The sequence below is a fragment of the bacterium genome (assembly GCA_036504735.1).
Classification (GTDB): domain Bacteria; phylum Electryoneota; class RPQS01; order RPQS01; family RPQS01; genus DASXUQ01.
Genome location: DASXUQ010000019.1, coordinates 107,653 through 121,055, shown reverse-complemented (window position 1 = coordinate 121,055; position 13,403 = coordinate 107,653). Strand labels below are relative to the sequence as shown.

Below are 13,403 nucleotides of genomic sequence, written 5' to 3'. Positions count from 1 at the left end.
TTCAGCCGTCCTGCTCAATCTTTATATCGTAATTGCGCTCCTCCCACTTGGCGGGTTCCTGCCAGTAGATGGTAAAGCGCACCATTTGCCCTTCCTGGAGCGCGTCGGCAGGAAGATCGCAGTAGTGAATGCCAAGGGATGTGGCGGTCGTGTCCGTCTCGGACGTGGTGGCCCAGTCATCGAGAGACCAGCGCACGCGGGCGGAAGCCAGCAGTTCGACGCGAAGCTTGAGGCCGGGATTCATGGTGCGCAACTTGTTGTTGAATCGCCAGCAGGCAAAACTCGCTTTGGTCTGGTGGCGGCGATAGCGGTCGACAGTGTGTGCCGGCATGTCGAACGTTGTGCCGTCGCTGATCGAACGGGTGAGCCGAATATGCTCGGAATGGGCCCAGACGAGGGGCATGGCGGACCCTGATGGTCTGCCGAAGAAGAGTTCCCGTTCGGGAAGGTCATCCGTGTCCCAGATCTGCTCGGGAATCAGCCCGACATCGCTGGTGAACTTTTCCATAGCGTCGAGCAAGCGGGTCGCTTCCTCCACATTGCCCGCCTCCAGTTCATAGTGGCCGCGCTCACCGGTCAGGAGCGGCCACAACCGCCCCGTCCCCGTGCCGTCGAAGGCGCTGCCGTCCTCGTGTTCGCCGTAGCCATCTCCGTTATACCGGTACCAGCACGGGCCGTTCTGCGTGTTGACTTTCAGCAGGTGATCAATCACCTTGACCGTATTGACAATGCGTGGGTCATGGGCGTCACGCAATCCAAACCGTACGAGCGCCAGCGCGTCGGTGCTGACGATGTCTTCTGCTGGAATCATACTCTGTCCGGGCGGGCGGTTTTTGATCGGGACGTATCCCGAATGCGGCGACGCGGCCTCCCCCACATCCGGCGGCGCGATGCGCACGTAATAGCCGTCTACGCCGACCTTTTGCGCAAAGCCTGTGTTTTTGACGTAACACCAGCGTTCGATATTCTGGTTCCAGCAATCGGCGGTTTCGCGCAGATATTTCGCGTCATCCGGGCGGTTCATTCTTTCCAGATACTCGGCGGCCACCAGCAGCGCGGCAATTTCCACGGCCAGCGTGGAGGGCGAATAGCCCGCGTCCTCTTCCCAGCGGTCCTGTTGCGTCACCGGCCCGTTGCGCACAATGAAGGATGCCGCGTGGTGCACCATCTGCAGGTAGGCCTCGACATCTTCCTCGCGGATCGCGTGTTCCCGGCGAGCGAGTTCCAACAGCAGAATGGGCAGCCCGATCTCATCCATTTGGATGCCCGTCCAAAAAGAGCGGCCATCCAGCCACATGTTCTGCGGCCAGAAACCGTCCTTTTCCTGAGTTGCGCGCAGATACTCGAGGGCCAGCCGGACATCTTCGCGCACGCCCGCTGCCAGCATGCCGCACACGGTTTCAATCAGGTCACGCACCCATACGAGGTGGTAGCCGCCCAGATCGTCATCGCCGCGGTTCTGCCCCCAGGGAACGGAAAGACTGGCAATGGATGCGCCGCAGGCGATCTTATCCGAGTGTATACGCGACACCGCGAGGCTAAGTTTGCTCATCTCCTCTTTGCCGGCGCGACTGCCGGTCTGCTCATGGGAGTTGAACCAGTCTTCCCACTGGCGGACGTAAATGTCGCGGAGGTTGTCGAAGTCGGATTGGATGGAGGACAGGGCGCGCAAGGCGGCCTCGGTGTGGTTTCGCCCGAAACCGATGGCAATGGTAAACTCGCCGTCACATGCATCAGGAACGATTTCGCCGGTCATGGCGACATTACCGTCTTCGGCGCGCTGGTATTCCCACGTCATTTTTTTATGCTGATCCGCGTCCTGCCAGCCGTCGGAATATCCGACAAAGCCTACGGATCTTTTGGTGAAGGGCAGAGAGCAGGCCATGGCCAGCGCGATTTCATTGCGCTCGGCAAACAGCATGGGTGTCCCTTTGTAATCGCCAACCCACGCGGTGTTACCCATGCCACGGTTGGCGATATGGGGTGCAAGCAAGGCCAGCAGAGTGAAGTCCTTGATGGCGCGGCGCAGCGGGCGAAAACGGATGTGTTGCAAAACGACGTCGCGCCAAGGGTCGCCGATGCATTCTTTCTCGATGACATATTCCCCGTCCAGACTGGTATTGACCAGATGATAGGCAGGGACTCCCTCGCGCATCAGATTCACCGTGAAGGAGCAATGGCGCTTCTCTTCGGAAAAGTAGTTCTGACCGTCGACAATCAGCAGACCCATGTCGCGGGTGCAGGCGAGGTCGCTTTGCGGATAGTAAATTTCGTTCAGAATGCCGTGGCTGAGGGTAAAGGTGACGTGGCTGAACGGGCTGAGCGATGTCCCGACGCCCGATTTGTTGCTGGACGTCCAGCGGGGCGTGATGCCCGGCCAGCCGGGGGCAAGCGAAATGCCGTCGGACATGGATAATGTCCTCCTGAAGTGGGACTAAGAGGTTTCTGACCACTCGATTACGGTCTTGATTTCATCAGCCTCGTGGCTCTCGAAGGCCTGCGTACTTTGTCCGGGCGTGTACCGGTGGGTGATCAGGGCCTGGACGAGACTCTGCCAGGAGCGCATGGCGGATTGTAAATCCTCTACGGCCATCTGGAAATGGTCCCGCGCGGCATTGACGCTGCCCAGCATCACCTGATTCTTCAGGACGAGGCGGCGGATAATCTCCGCGCCGTCGATTTGCAGCGGCCGGTCTCCGCCGGGAATTCCGGTCAGCACATAGACTCCATTGTCGCCGAGAGCATCCAGCAGATTCAATTCTACCAGCGGCACGCCCGTAGCTTCGAGAATCAGGTCCATACCGCCGGTCGTATTTCCAAGCTGTGCCGGGGTAATCGTTTTGCCATTGACGTATTGGCCGCCGATGGCGGTGAGCCATTGAGGGCGTGTGGTGGAACTGTCGACGACATCCAAGCCGTAGACTATCGCGCCGCGCAATCGCAGCGTCATGGCCGCCAGGAGACCGATGGGGCCGAGCCCGGCGACAAGGCAGCGCTTGCCGAACAGCCAGAGTGGGGTCGATTGAAAATCGGGAAGACGCGCGGATTGCACACGCACGGCTTCATCAATGGCCTTTTCGGAAACCGAGAGTGGTTCGAGCAACACACCCACGGACTCAAGGTCTCGCGGCACGCGCACAATGTACTGTTCCTTGTCGACGACATGTTCGGTCTGATAGCCATCCTGTCCCCAGATGCCGCGTTCCGTGTATTTACCCGTGCGGCACATGTCCGGGCGGTTCATGAGGCAAGGAAGGCAGTTGCCACACCCGCGACGCACGGTGAAGACGGCATAGTCGCCCTTCTGAACTCTGGTAACGGCGCCGCCTGTCTCTTCCACCAAACCGAACATTTCGTGGCCGATCACCAGATCCTGCTGGCCGGAAGGCGCTTGGGCGCGTCCTCCCGCGTCTTCTTCGCGATCCGTGCCACAGATTCCTACGCGAAGCACCTTGATCTTGATGTCATCCTCCGCCTCCACGCGCGGCTCGTCGCGTTCCACCAGCTTGACTCCGGCGACAGAGGGCGTTATGGCTATAGCCTTCATGAGCGGAGGTACTCCCTCTGGTTGCTTCCATTTTGATCGGAACCGTCATCAATTTTATACACGATTTCACGTGCAGGAGTTTCAGCAAGGTTTTCCGCGCGGAAGTTTCCGGTCGGCAACAGACAGAATCTGTGGAGCTAAAGCGCTTCATCGCTCGTTGAAGGGGTAAGATCAGGTGTTTTGGTTGCCAGGTAAGCCGATGTGTCACATCAGCCGCGCAATGCCGTGTTTGGTGTTGACAATCTATTGGTTTTACACTATCTTGTCATGGTCAGCCGGTGAATTGCGTAGGGATTGAGTGCAAAAGTGGTAACTTCCGACATGGCAAGTGGTGGCAAGGACGGTTTCAGGCATGACGCTTAGACGACTACTTAGCCGTCTTGGCCCCGTATTCAGTGTCCTGCTGTTTGCTCTGGCCATCTGGGTGCTGGACCATGAACTGAAGACGGTTCATTATCATGATATCATGGCGCAGCTTCAGGAAATCCCGTACGGATCCCGGTGGCTGGCCATTTTGTTCATGGTGCTTAGCTACTTCTTTCTCACGCTCTATGACCTGCTTGGTACGCGGTACATTCGACATCCGCTGCCGATTGCGCGTACCAGTCTGGCTGGGTTTGTCAGCTATGCCTTCAGCAATACAGTGGGCTATACCTTGCTGACCGGTGCGCCGCTGCGATTCCGGTTCTATACATCGTGGGGACTGTCGGCCTTTGAGGTCAGCAAACTGGTGGGATTTGCCGTACTGACTTATTGGGTAGGTCTGTTCACGGTTTCGGGTGCAACGTTGTTGACGCATCCTGCTGCGGTCTCCGATATTCTCGGGTTTCCCGTGGGGGGCGTGCTGGGAATTGGCGTTCTGCTACTGCTGGTGGTTGGTGGTTATCTGACCATCGGCGGGTTGCGGGTGAAGCCGCTACGGATTCGCGGCGAGAAGATTCCCATGCCACCGTTGCGGTTGGGGCTGGCACAGGTTGCCGTAGGATGCTGCGACTGGCTGTGTGCGGGCGCGGTGCTTTATGCCTTGCTGCCCGCCGATGCTCACATTACCTATCCGGCCTTCTTTGCGGTGTTTGTGATCGGTCAAACGGCGGGAGTCATCAGCCATGTTCCCGGTGGACTGGGCGTCTTCGAGACCATTCTGGTTCACACACTCTCGCCCGCTATTCCCGCCACGAATTTGCTGGCGACGCTTGTTCTGTACCGCGTGATTTACTATCTGATTCCCTTGTCGGCGGCGGTGCTGTTTGCGGGCGTCAATGAATTTCTGGTGCATGTTGAGCGGGTGAAGTGGGTTGCGCGTAAGGTGGGTCAATGGCTTCCGGGAATTGTGCCACAGATTCTCGGCTGGGCGACATTCGTGGGCGGTGCGGTGCTGCTGTTTTCCGGCGCCACTCCTCCGGTGCATGGGAGATTGTCGTGGCTGCGGGATTTTCTGCCTCTGCCCGTGATTCAGTTCTCGCATTTCTTCAGCAGCGTTGTGGGCGCAGGCTTGCTGGTGCTGGCGCGGGGAATTCAGCGGCGGTTGGATATCTCCTATGTGCTGACCCTTGCGCTGCTCGCCGCCGGAATTGTCTTTTCCCTGCTGAAGGGTTTGGACTATGAAGAAGCGACGATCCTGCTGGTGATGCTGCTGGCTCTCCTCCCGTGCCGGCGTTACTTCTATCGAAAGTCATCGCTGACCAGTCAGAGATTCACTCCGGGCTGGCTCGTGCTGGTGGGAGCCATTCTGATCGGATCGGTCTGGCTGACGTTCTTTTCCTATCGTCATTCGGGATATACGACCTTCCTCTGGTGGCAGTTTGCGCTCAGGCCGACCGCGCAGGGAGCCTTGCGCGCTGAGGTGGGTGCCATGATTGTCCTCGTGTTGTTTGCTCTGGCCCGCTTGATGCGCACCGCGCCGGGTGAGCCTGCTCGGCCCACGCCGGAGGAGTTGGAGACAGCCCGGCAGATCGCGGAGAAGTCTCCTTCAACCACGGCATGGCTTGCCCTCATGGGAGATAAGTCGCTGCTGTTCAATGAGAGCAAGACGGCATTTCTGATGTATCAGGTGGAAGGGCGAAGCTGGGTGGTGCTGGGAGATCCGGTGGGACCGACCGACGAAGCCGCGGAACTGGCGTGGCAATTCCGCGAGATGGTCGAACGCAACGACGGCTGGCCGGCTTTCTACCAAGTCAGCCAGGACACTCTGCCGCTCTATATTGATTTGGGTCTGACCTTTACTAAACTCGGCGAAGAGGCGCGCGTCCCCTTGGCCGAATTTGCGCTTGAAGGACGGACGAACAAGAATTTGCGGCACACGTACCAGAATGGTCAGGACGAGGGTTGCGCATTCGAAGTGTTTCCAGTCGCGGCGGTGCCGGATTTGCTGCCGGAACTGAAAAAGGTCTCCGATTCCTGGTTGGCGGCGAAGAACACGCGGGAAAAGGGATTTTCGCTCGGGGTTTTCGATGAAACCTACCTCAAGCTGTTTCCGGTAGCCGTCGTGCGGGTTGAGGGAAACATTGTCGCCTTTGCTAACGTTTTACTCGGATCGGATCACGACGAGATTTCGGTTGACCTGATGCGCCAGACCCTGGAGGCGCCGCCCAGTGCCATGGACTTTCTGCTGATCTCCCTGATGCTGTGGGGCAAGAACGAAGGGTATCGCTGGTTCAATCTGGGCATGGCGCCGCTTTCCGGCCTGGGGGACCATGCGTTGACGCCGTTGTGGGCCAAAGCGGGAGCGTTTGTGTTCCGGCACGGCGAGAATTTCTACAACTTCAAGGGTCTGCGCCGCTACAAAGAAAAGTTCAGGCCGGTCTGGCGGCCACGCTACCTGGCCTCGCCGGGCGGATTGGCTCTGCCCATCGTGGTCACCAATCTGGCATCCCTGATTTCAGGGGGCATTAAAGGAGTCGTTTCAAAATGAAATACCTGTCTGCGTGCGCGGTTCTGCTGTTGCTGTGTCTGGGTGCCGTTCAGGCCATGACTACCGACACCTTGAGTTTTGGCCGCTTCGGAACGGTGCATATTTATCGCGAAGACAATCCGCCGAAGGACGTGGTGCTGTTTGTCTCGGGTGACGGCGGATGGAATCTTGGCGTCGTGGACATGGCGGCGCAACTTGTCAAGCTGGAAGGGGCGATGGTCATCGGCATCGACATCCGGCACTACTTCAAGCAGCTTCAGGCCTCCGATGCCCCATGCCTGTATCCCGCCGCAGACTTCGAAGCGCTCAGCCAATTTGTGCAGAAGAATTACGGACTGGAAACCTATCGCACGCCGCTGCTCATCGGCTATTCTTCGGGAGCAACGCTGGTGTATGGGCTGCTGGCTCAGGCGCCGGCGAACACATTCGGCGGTGCGCTTAGTCTCGGATTTTGCCCGGATATCGAAATCAACAAACCGCTGTGCAAGGGCGAAGGCCTTGAATGGGAGCCGTTGCCCAAGGGCAACGGTTACAATTTGCTTCCGGCTCCCAAACTCTCGCACCCGTGGTACGTGCTGGAGGGTGTGATTGACCAGGTGTGCGATTATCCGGCCACGCAAAAGTTTGTCAATTCGGTGCCGCACTCGAAGATCGTTACCTTGGAGCACGTCGGGCACGGCTTTTCCGTAGAGAAGAATTGGATGCCGCAGTACCTTCAGGCTTTCAGAGACTTGAGCGCCGCGCAGGCGAGTACGGCACCGGCCATTCCCGCGGCGGTCAGCAGTGACAGCCTGAAGAATCTGCCGCTGGTGGAGACTCTGGCAACCGATACCAGCGGCAGCACGATGGCTATTATGCTGTCGGGTGATGGCGGCTGGTCGGGATTCGATCAGGGAGTATCGGATGAGTTTGCCAAGCGCGGAATTCCGGTGGTGGGTGTGAATGCGCTGAAATACTTCTGGAAGAAGCGCAGCCCCGAAGAGTCCTCGACGGATCTGGCGCGGATCATGCGCTACTACATGGCCACATGGCACAAGACCCGGGTGGTGACGGCCGGCTACTCCTTCGGCGCGGACGTGATGCCGTTCATGGTCAGCCGCCTGCCGGAGGATTTACGCAGCCGCGTGGCACTGGTGTCGCTGATCGGCCCATCCCATAATGCGGACTTTGAGTTCCATGTCACCTACTGGATGCACGTGGAAGGCAAAACGCGCTGGCTCACGCTGCCGGAGGTGCAAAAGCTTAAAGGCATGCGCGTGCTGGCCATTTGCGATGAAAAGGATTCGGATTCGTTGTGCAATGACCTGCCTCCGGACGCGGCGCAGGCGGTAATTCTCAAGGGCGGGCATCACTTCAACCGCGACTACGACACTATTGTAGACAACATGATGGACGCGCTGAAATAGCGGCACACAGTGAGAGATAAAAGCAGCGGAGGCGAACGGTGACGTTCGCCTCTCTTATGTTTGCGCAGCGCGCAGTTGGGTGATAAAGGACGTGGCCGCATTATCCCATGTGTAGTGGTCCTGCGGAATCCTTGACAGTGCGCCCGCGGCAAGCCATTGCAGCTCTTCTTGCCGGCGCGATAACCGCACGCAGGCTTGCGCCAATTCCTGAGGGGAATCCCATAGCCAGCCGTTTATGCCGTGGTCTACATGTGCGCGAACATTGCCGCCGTTGCAGGCCAGGATGGGCAGGCCAAATGCGCGCGCCTCGGCAAGGGCCATGCCGTAGGTCTCCATTGGGGCAGCGGAGATGAACACGGTGCTTTGCGAATAGAGCATCTGCAATTGCTCTGGCTGCATAGCACCAGCGTGGCGTACGCGACTGCTCAGTGATGGCCGTTCACGGATCAGCCTCAGGCACGACTGTGCGTAGTCCGGCTCCATGTCGGCGCGTCCGGCAATGACCAACTCCAGTTTATCACGCGGCAACAGCTCTTCTCCAAATGCCCCGAGGAACTCCCGCAATCCTTTGCTGCGAACGAGATTGGAAACTATCAAGCCGTGAAAGCCCTCCCGGCTTGCCCGTGCACCGCCGGGGGTTATGACCAATGCAGGCCGAACGACGAGAATGGGTTTCGTAAAATGGTGAACGCGAGTCAAGTAGTCTCTGCTGAAGTCGCTGGTCACGAGCACACCATTGAGCCGCGTAAGGACAAACCGCTCACGATCCAGAAGCCTGAGCCGCACGGGCTTGGGCAAGTCGTGCAGCATACTGGGCAGAAGGTGGAGAATCAGGAACAGCGATGGGGAGGGGGGAGCCACAGGAAGATAGTCATGCAGCGCATCGAGCAGCAAACTGTCTACAAACGCGGTTTTGGACGGTGGATGAGCGGCGAACGCAGCCGAATCCACTTCCCGGATGCTCAGCCCGCGCGCACGCAACGCCGCGAGGAGATGCCGGTTGAACAGATTGCCGCCGGTCGGCAGGTCATTGTGCCCGGGCAGCACAAAGGCCAAGCCGCTCTCAGGCAACGGGCGCGGTGTAACTGGCAGAGCCGAGGTCGGATTCATGCAGGGTAATCTTGCAAGAGCCCTTGAACTTCACGGACACCCGTCGGAGCAGTTCGTCGTGGACATAGCGGGCCAGACATTCCGTTGTGGTATTTATTCCCTTGAATTCAGGCAGATCATCGAGGCAGTGATAGTTCATGCGGGCCAATACATCACGCAGCGCCTGGCCGGCATGGCCGATTTCGACTACCACATTATCTTCATTAAGCTGCGGACTGAAGAATTCGGCGTCCACCACGTAGGTTGCGCCGTGCAGATTGCTTGCGGGTCCGAAGACGTCACCTTTGAGTGAGTGCGCGATGAACATCCGGTCGCGGACACAGACACTGTACATCAGTCACCTCTCTGGGGATATTCCACGAGGATAGACAAGCAGTCCGACGGCATGGTCAGGAGACGGTCGAAGACTTCAGGCAGTTCTTCGAAACGCACCACATGGCTGATGTGCTGATCGAAAACCGGATCACAAAGCAACCGCGCGGCCAGTTCCCGGCGGCGCTGGCGGCTCCAGCGGGTTCTCATGGCAGCGGGAATGGTGGAGACCTGCGAGCACAGAATAGCCTTGCGGCGGCTGTGGAAGGTGTCGCCCAGCCACAGGTGCACATCGTGTGTGCCGTACCAACTGAGTTCGATCACCCGCCCTTCTGTACCGAGGCTGTCGATGGCAGACTGAAGGCCTTCGGCAGTGGCGCTGGCGTTGAAGGCCACATCCAGATCGGGATGCTGAAGGGGTTCATAGAGCGCGAAACCCATACGGGTTGCCAGACCGGTCTTGTGCGGATCGCTGTCGGTGACGTAAACTTCCGTGCCGGGGATGCCAGAGAGCAGCCGCGCCACCAGTGACCCGATGATGCCGAATCCTGCCACAAGCGCGCGGTCTCCGACATGCACGCCCGAATCCCATACCGCGGTGATCGCCGTTTCCAGATTGCTGATCAAGGTCGCCCGGGCAGGAGGGAGATTTTCCGGAAGCACCAGCAGATCCTCGCAACGCACCGCAGCCAGCGTCTGATGCGGATGCAACACATGCACGCGTTTGTAGAGGAGGGATTCCGGCCCGGCTACGACCTCTCCTACCAGCGAGTAACCGTACTTGACGGGAAAAGAAAAACTGCCGCCCATATAGGGGCAACGCATCTCCTCATGCAGCACCGGAGGCACATCCCCGGAAAAGACCGTGCGTTCGGTGCCGCTGCTGATGGCGGAAAACTGTGCCTTTACGAGACACATGTCCGCTGCCAGAGGCGGGACCGTCTCTTCCATGATCTTTCCGGTGTGGCGGTCCTCAAACCATAAGGCATGGGATAGCATGACGTCCTGCTGGAGTTGGGAGAAGTGGTTACACATCAGTGTAACTTGCTGAACCGTTATTTTCTCCGCGCAAGCTCTGCGGCACAGGTGGGAGCAAAAAAGAGCAGGCTCTCCTGCGGTGGGAAGCCTGCTTGTGGCCGGGAGATCCTCCTGTGTTGGACGAGGAGAAGCGCGCCTGTTTTGGCGGGCCGTCAGCGCTCAGTGCACGACGTGACCCGCAGTCGGAGTTTCGACCTGCTCATGCTCGTGCAGTTCAAGATGCCGGGTAATGTCGTGAACGGCGTTCATAAGCAGAGAGAAGCTGATGTGATATGCCGCGATCAGAACACTGGCTCCGATCACCACGATACCAGCGAGGCGGACGGCGGTTGACCCCAGGACCAGCATGGCAATGCCGGTCAGTGGACCGAACACCGCCGCCAGGTAGCCCAGAGACCCGAGGACTTTGGCAATACTGTCAAATCGCTGCCAGGAAAAAGGTTCTTCCATAGCCACCTCCTTTTCCGCGCAAGTGGGAAGTCAGCTCTCGATAATCGCTTGAGCGTCTCTTACACTTGAGGGAATATTTGTTGTTGGCCGGTGAGTTTCCTGCCAAGGGGGCAGGAGCCAAATCAGAAACATCAAGATTGCAAAGGGAAGCAGGAACAGCAGAAGAGCGGCCAGTCCGCCTTCCCGTCCGATGAGCCCGAGTTTGTAAATTGTAAAGCCGCGGAAGCTTTTGGAGAAAAGCTGGCCGCCGATCACCACGTTCCAGCGCATGAAGAAGATACCGACTTGCACGAGAAAGCCCACGAACCAATAGATTGCGAGACGAATGGGCTTCGAAACCCGCGTGACCTGAATGATGCCCAGCAAGGCAATCGGTATCAGTGTGCCCAGCAATATCTGGAAGATGATGTGGGTTTCGAATAGGCGGCCGTGGACCAGCGCATAAAGTACATCGAAGGACTCTTCAGATGCATACGTGCGCTGAATCACGTCGAGCCCTTCCAGCGCAAAGTCTACAATGAAGGCATAGAACAGATAGCGGCCCAGAGTGTCAATGCACTCCATGTCGGGTGTTATTTTGCGCAAAACATTCGAGACGAGGAAGATCAGCATCACCAGCGCAATGCCCGAGACGATGGCGGAGAAGAGGAAGATGACCGGCATGAGCACGCTGGACCACCACGGGTTGGCCTTGATGGACCCAAAGATGAACCCCACATAGCCATGCAGCAGGAAGGCGGAGGGGATGCCGATGACGGAGATGACGCGAATCGCGGTCTCATCGAAGCGAACGACCGGCTCGGAGACATCGCGCACTCCCAGCGTCAGCCACCCGTAGAGTCTGCGTTTGCCCCCCGACCCGGCATTGGACCACACCACAAAGTCCCGCCGGTACTCAAACCAGATCTCGAGGATCAGCACCACCAGCAGATACCACATATACACGAAGCCGAACATCGCCATCGCGGAGGTGACATGGGGTGTGACCAACACCTCCCAGAAGCGCCACGGCTTGGAGAGATGCGCCAGCAGCGGCAAGGGCGCGGCAATCAGAAAGGAGAGCGCGGTGATCAGGGCCAGGCGGTACGTGGGCCGCACCGCGCTGACACTGAAGACCCGCTCGAGAGACGCAAGGATGAAGGCACCGGCTACAAGTCCGGTCAGATAGGGGTAGAGGACAATGAGAATGCTCCAGTGGAGTTCGGACTCATTGGGATAGATGTAGCCGACCACACCTTCAGCGGCATGTTGAATTACGGCAAGTGTCTCCGTCATCAGCGCACCTCCTTGTCGATGCCGTAATAAAACACCTTGGGATACGTGTTGAGCTGCTGCTTGAGGACGAACACCTTGTGGTCATGCAGGTACTTGCGCAACGGGTCGTTCGGATCTTTCAGGTCGCCGAAGATGCGGGCGCCGGTCGGGCAGTTCTCCACACAGGCAGGTTTCAATCCTTTATGAATGCGGTGATAACAGAGCGTGCACTTGTCCGCGGTCTGGGTGACCGGATTCAGATAGCGCGCGCCGTAAGGGCAGGCTTGAATGCAGTAGCGGCAGCCAATGCAATACGACGCATCCACCAGCACCGCGCCGTCCGGTGTCTTAAAGGTTGCGCCCACCGGGCATACTTGCACACACGGCGCCTTGTCGCAATGGTTGCAGAGCTTGGGCACGAAGAACGCACGATCCGGTGTGCGGCCACCGTCATCTGCGGGGAAGCCGTCATAGCCGCCGTTGGGAGAATCCACCACGACGTCGTCCTCATACTCCCGGTATCGCTCCACCCACGTGCGGAAATAGGTGGGCTCCTTAGGTACGCTATTCTCCGCTTTGCAGGCGACGACGCAGCGGCCACAGCCGATGCATTTCTCCACATCGACGGCCATGCCCCATTTATGCAGGTCCCATTGTTCTGCCACGTGCGCCTCGGCGGGTGGCGTCTCGGTGGCCCCGGCGGCGCTTGCGCCGAAGCGAGCGGCGGTAAGCACAACGGTGGCCTGGCCGAGGAGCTTCAGGAAGTCACGCCGCGTTTTGCCACTCCCGGTCTTGGCGGCACAGGTATCGCAGCCTTCGGGAAGGATGAGGTCCTGATGATCATTATTCGGCATGGTCAGCCTTCTTATCTTCTTCCCGGAATTCCTGCGGGTTGTGAGTAACATGACAATCGGTGCACTGTTTCTTTCCCGCATGGTCCTTAACATCGATTTGCGGAAAGCTGGCGGGGCGCGCCGCATTTTGAGCGTGACAACGCACACACGTCTGACCGACAACCGGGAGGATAATGTTCTCCGCTGTGGGGTTGTCCACGTGATCACTTCCCGGACCATGGCAACTCTGACACGAGATGTGCACATGCGGGCCGGCGGCATTTTGCTTGGCCTGGTCCTCGTGGCATTCCGCGCAGGTTGCACGGGGAATGAATTTCACGGGAGCCGATGCCAACTCGGACAGGGCCTTACCGCGGTAATGCCCGTACTGGTAAAAGGAGTCCGGCTGTGCTACCCATCGAACCACAATGAACAGCACAACAAGGAGTCCAAAGGCAATCATCAAACGCGAAAGCTGTGGAGGCATGGACTACCTTAAAAAAGATTGCGGCAGATTCGATTTTTTATGGTTAATGTACGTT

At 58.4% G+C, this 13,403-nt stretch carries 11 protein-coding genes; 2 read left to right on the top strand and 9 right to left on the bottom strand.

All coding sequences use genetic code 11. From position 1 onward, the window contains the following. Position 1: 1 nt before the first annotated feature. Together VGL38_15045 and VGL38_15040 are read right to left on the bottom strand one after the other, a co-directional pair. Entirely contained in the window at positions 2–2,410 is a 2,409-nt protein-coding gene (locus VGL38_15045) for a glycoside hydrolase family 15 protein (GenBank protein HEY3296746.1), read from the bottom strand. A gap of 24 nt (positions 2,411–2,434) precedes the next feature. Further along, a complete protein-coding gene (locus VGL38_15040; GenBank protein HEY3296745.1) occupies positions 2,435–3,547 on the bottom strand; it encodes a glucose 1-dehydrogenase in 1,113 nt (370 codons plus the stop codon). Between the two features lie 352 nt (positions 3,548–3,899). Here VGL38_15040 and mprF point away from each other — a divergent pair, with 352 nt between their 5' ends. Next, positions 3,900–6,458, top strand: a complete 2,559-nt coding sequence (mprF, locus tag VGL38_15035) for a bifunctional lysylphosphatidylglycerol flippase/synthetase MprF (GenBank protein ID HEY3296744.1) — start codon at positions 3,900–3,902, stop codon at positions 6,456–6,458. Beyond that, positions 6,455–7,864, top strand: coding sequence for an AcvB/VirJ family lysyl-phosphatidylglycerol hydrolase (locus tag VGL38_15030; protein HEY3296743.1), 1,410 nt, complete (start codon positions 6,455–6,457; stop codon positions 7,862–7,864). Before mprF ends, VGL38_15030 begins: the two co-directional genes overlap by 4 nt. Positions 7,865–7,918: 54 nt before the next feature. On the opposite strand, the gene VGL38_15025 is transcribed toward VGL38_15030, so the two are convergent. From VGL38_15025 to VGL38_14995, 7 genes are all read right to left on the bottom strand, one after another. Then, complete coding sequence (locus VGL38_15025; protein HEY3296742.1) at positions 7,919–8,974, bottom strand: glycosyltransferase family 4 protein; 1,056 nt, start codon at positions 8,972–8,974, stop codon at positions 7,919–7,921. After that, the gene (locus tag VGL38_15020; GenBank protein HEY3296741.1) at positions 8,928–9,308 is read right to left on the bottom strand and encodes a 6-carboxytetrahydropterin synthase; all 381 of its coding nucleotides are present in this window, start codon (positions 9,306–9,308) and stop codon (positions 8,928–8,930) included. The genes VGL38_15025 and VGL38_15020 overlap by 47 nt, the downstream gene beginning before the upstream one ends. After that, positions 9,308–10,321 (bottom strand): zinc-binding alcohol dehydrogenase, encoded by a 1,014-nt coding sequence (locus VGL38_15015; GenBank protein HEY3296740.1) that lies wholly within the window; start codon positions 10,319–10,321, stop codon positions 9,308–9,310. The genes VGL38_15020 and VGL38_15015 overlap by 1 nt, the downstream gene beginning before the upstream one ends. Positions 10,322–10,483: 162 nt before the next feature. After that, the gene (locus VGL38_15010; GenBank protein HEY3296739.1) at positions 10,484–10,774 is read right to left on the bottom strand and encodes a hypothetical protein; all 291 of its coding nucleotides are present in this window, start codon (positions 10,772–10,774) and stop codon (positions 10,484–10,486) included. Between the two features lie 30 nt (positions 10,775–10,804). Then, positions 10,805–12,049 carry an NrfD/PsrC family molybdoenzyme membrane anchor subunit gene (gene nrfD, locus VGL38_15005; GenBank protein HEY3296738.1) on the bottom strand — a complete coding sequence of 415 codons (1,245 nt, stop codon included), beginning with the start codon at positions 12,047–12,049 and terminating at the stop codon, positions 10,805–10,807. Next, a complete protein-coding gene (locus tag VGL38_15000; protein HEY3296737.1) occupies positions 12,049–12,882 on the bottom strand; it encodes a 4Fe-4S dicluster domain-containing protein in 834 nt (277 codons plus the stop codon). Before VGL38_15000 ends, nrfD begins: the two co-directional genes overlap by 1 nt. Then, positions 12,872–13,348 carry a hypothetical protein gene (locus VGL38_14995; GenBank protein HEY3296736.1) on the bottom strand — a complete coding sequence of 159 codons (477 nt, stop codon included), beginning with the start codon at positions 13,346–13,348 and terminating at the stop codon, positions 12,872–12,874. Before VGL38_14995 ends, VGL38_15000 begins: the two co-directional genes overlap by 11 nt. Between the last annotated feature and the right edge of the window lie 55 nt (positions 13,349–13,403).

Bases quoted from the DNA above. Each gene is read 5' to 3' on its own strand.
- VGL38_15045 (HEY3296746.1), bottom strand. From the start codon at position 2,410: ATGTCCGACGGCATTTCGCTTGCCCCCGGCTGGCCGGGCATCACGCCC.
- VGL38_15040 (HEY3296745.1), bottom strand. From the start codon at position 3,547: ATGAAGGCTATAGCCATAACGCCCTCTGTCGCCGGAGTCAAGCTGGTG.
- mprF (HEY3296744.1), top strand. From the start codon at position 3,900: ATGACGCTTAGACGACTACTTAGCCGTCTTGGCCCCGTATTCAGTGTC.
- VGL38_15030 (HEY3296743.1), top strand. From the start codon at position 6,455: ATGAAATACCTGTCTGCGTGCGCGGTTCTGCTGTTGCTGTGTCTGGGT.
- VGL38_15025 (HEY3296742.1), bottom strand. From the start codon at position 8,974: ATGAATCCGACCTCGGCTCTGCCAGTTACACCGCGCCCGTTGCCTGAG.
- VGL38_15020 (HEY3296741.1), bottom strand. From the start codon at position 9,308: ATGTACAGTGTCTGTGTCCGCGACCGGATGTTCATCGCGCACTCACTC.
- VGL38_15015 (HEY3296740.1), bottom strand. From the start codon at position 10,321: ATGTGTAACCACTTCTCCCAACTCCAGCAGGACGTCATGCTATCCCAT.
- VGL38_15010 (HEY3296739.1), bottom strand. From the start codon at position 10,774: ATGGAAGAACCTTTTTCCTGGCAGCGATTTGACAGTATTGCCAAAGTC.
- nrfD (HEY3296738.1), bottom strand. From the start codon at position 12,049: ATGACGGAGACACTTGCCGTAATTCAACATGCCGCTGAAGGTGTGGTC.
- VGL38_15000 (HEY3296737.1), bottom strand. From the start codon at position 12,882: ATGCCGAATAATGATCATCAGGACCTCATCCTTCCCGAAGGCTGCGAT.
- VGL38_14995 (HEY3296736.1), bottom strand. From the start codon at position 13,348: ATGCCTCCACAGCTTTCGCGTTTGATGATTGCCTTTGGACTCCTTGTT.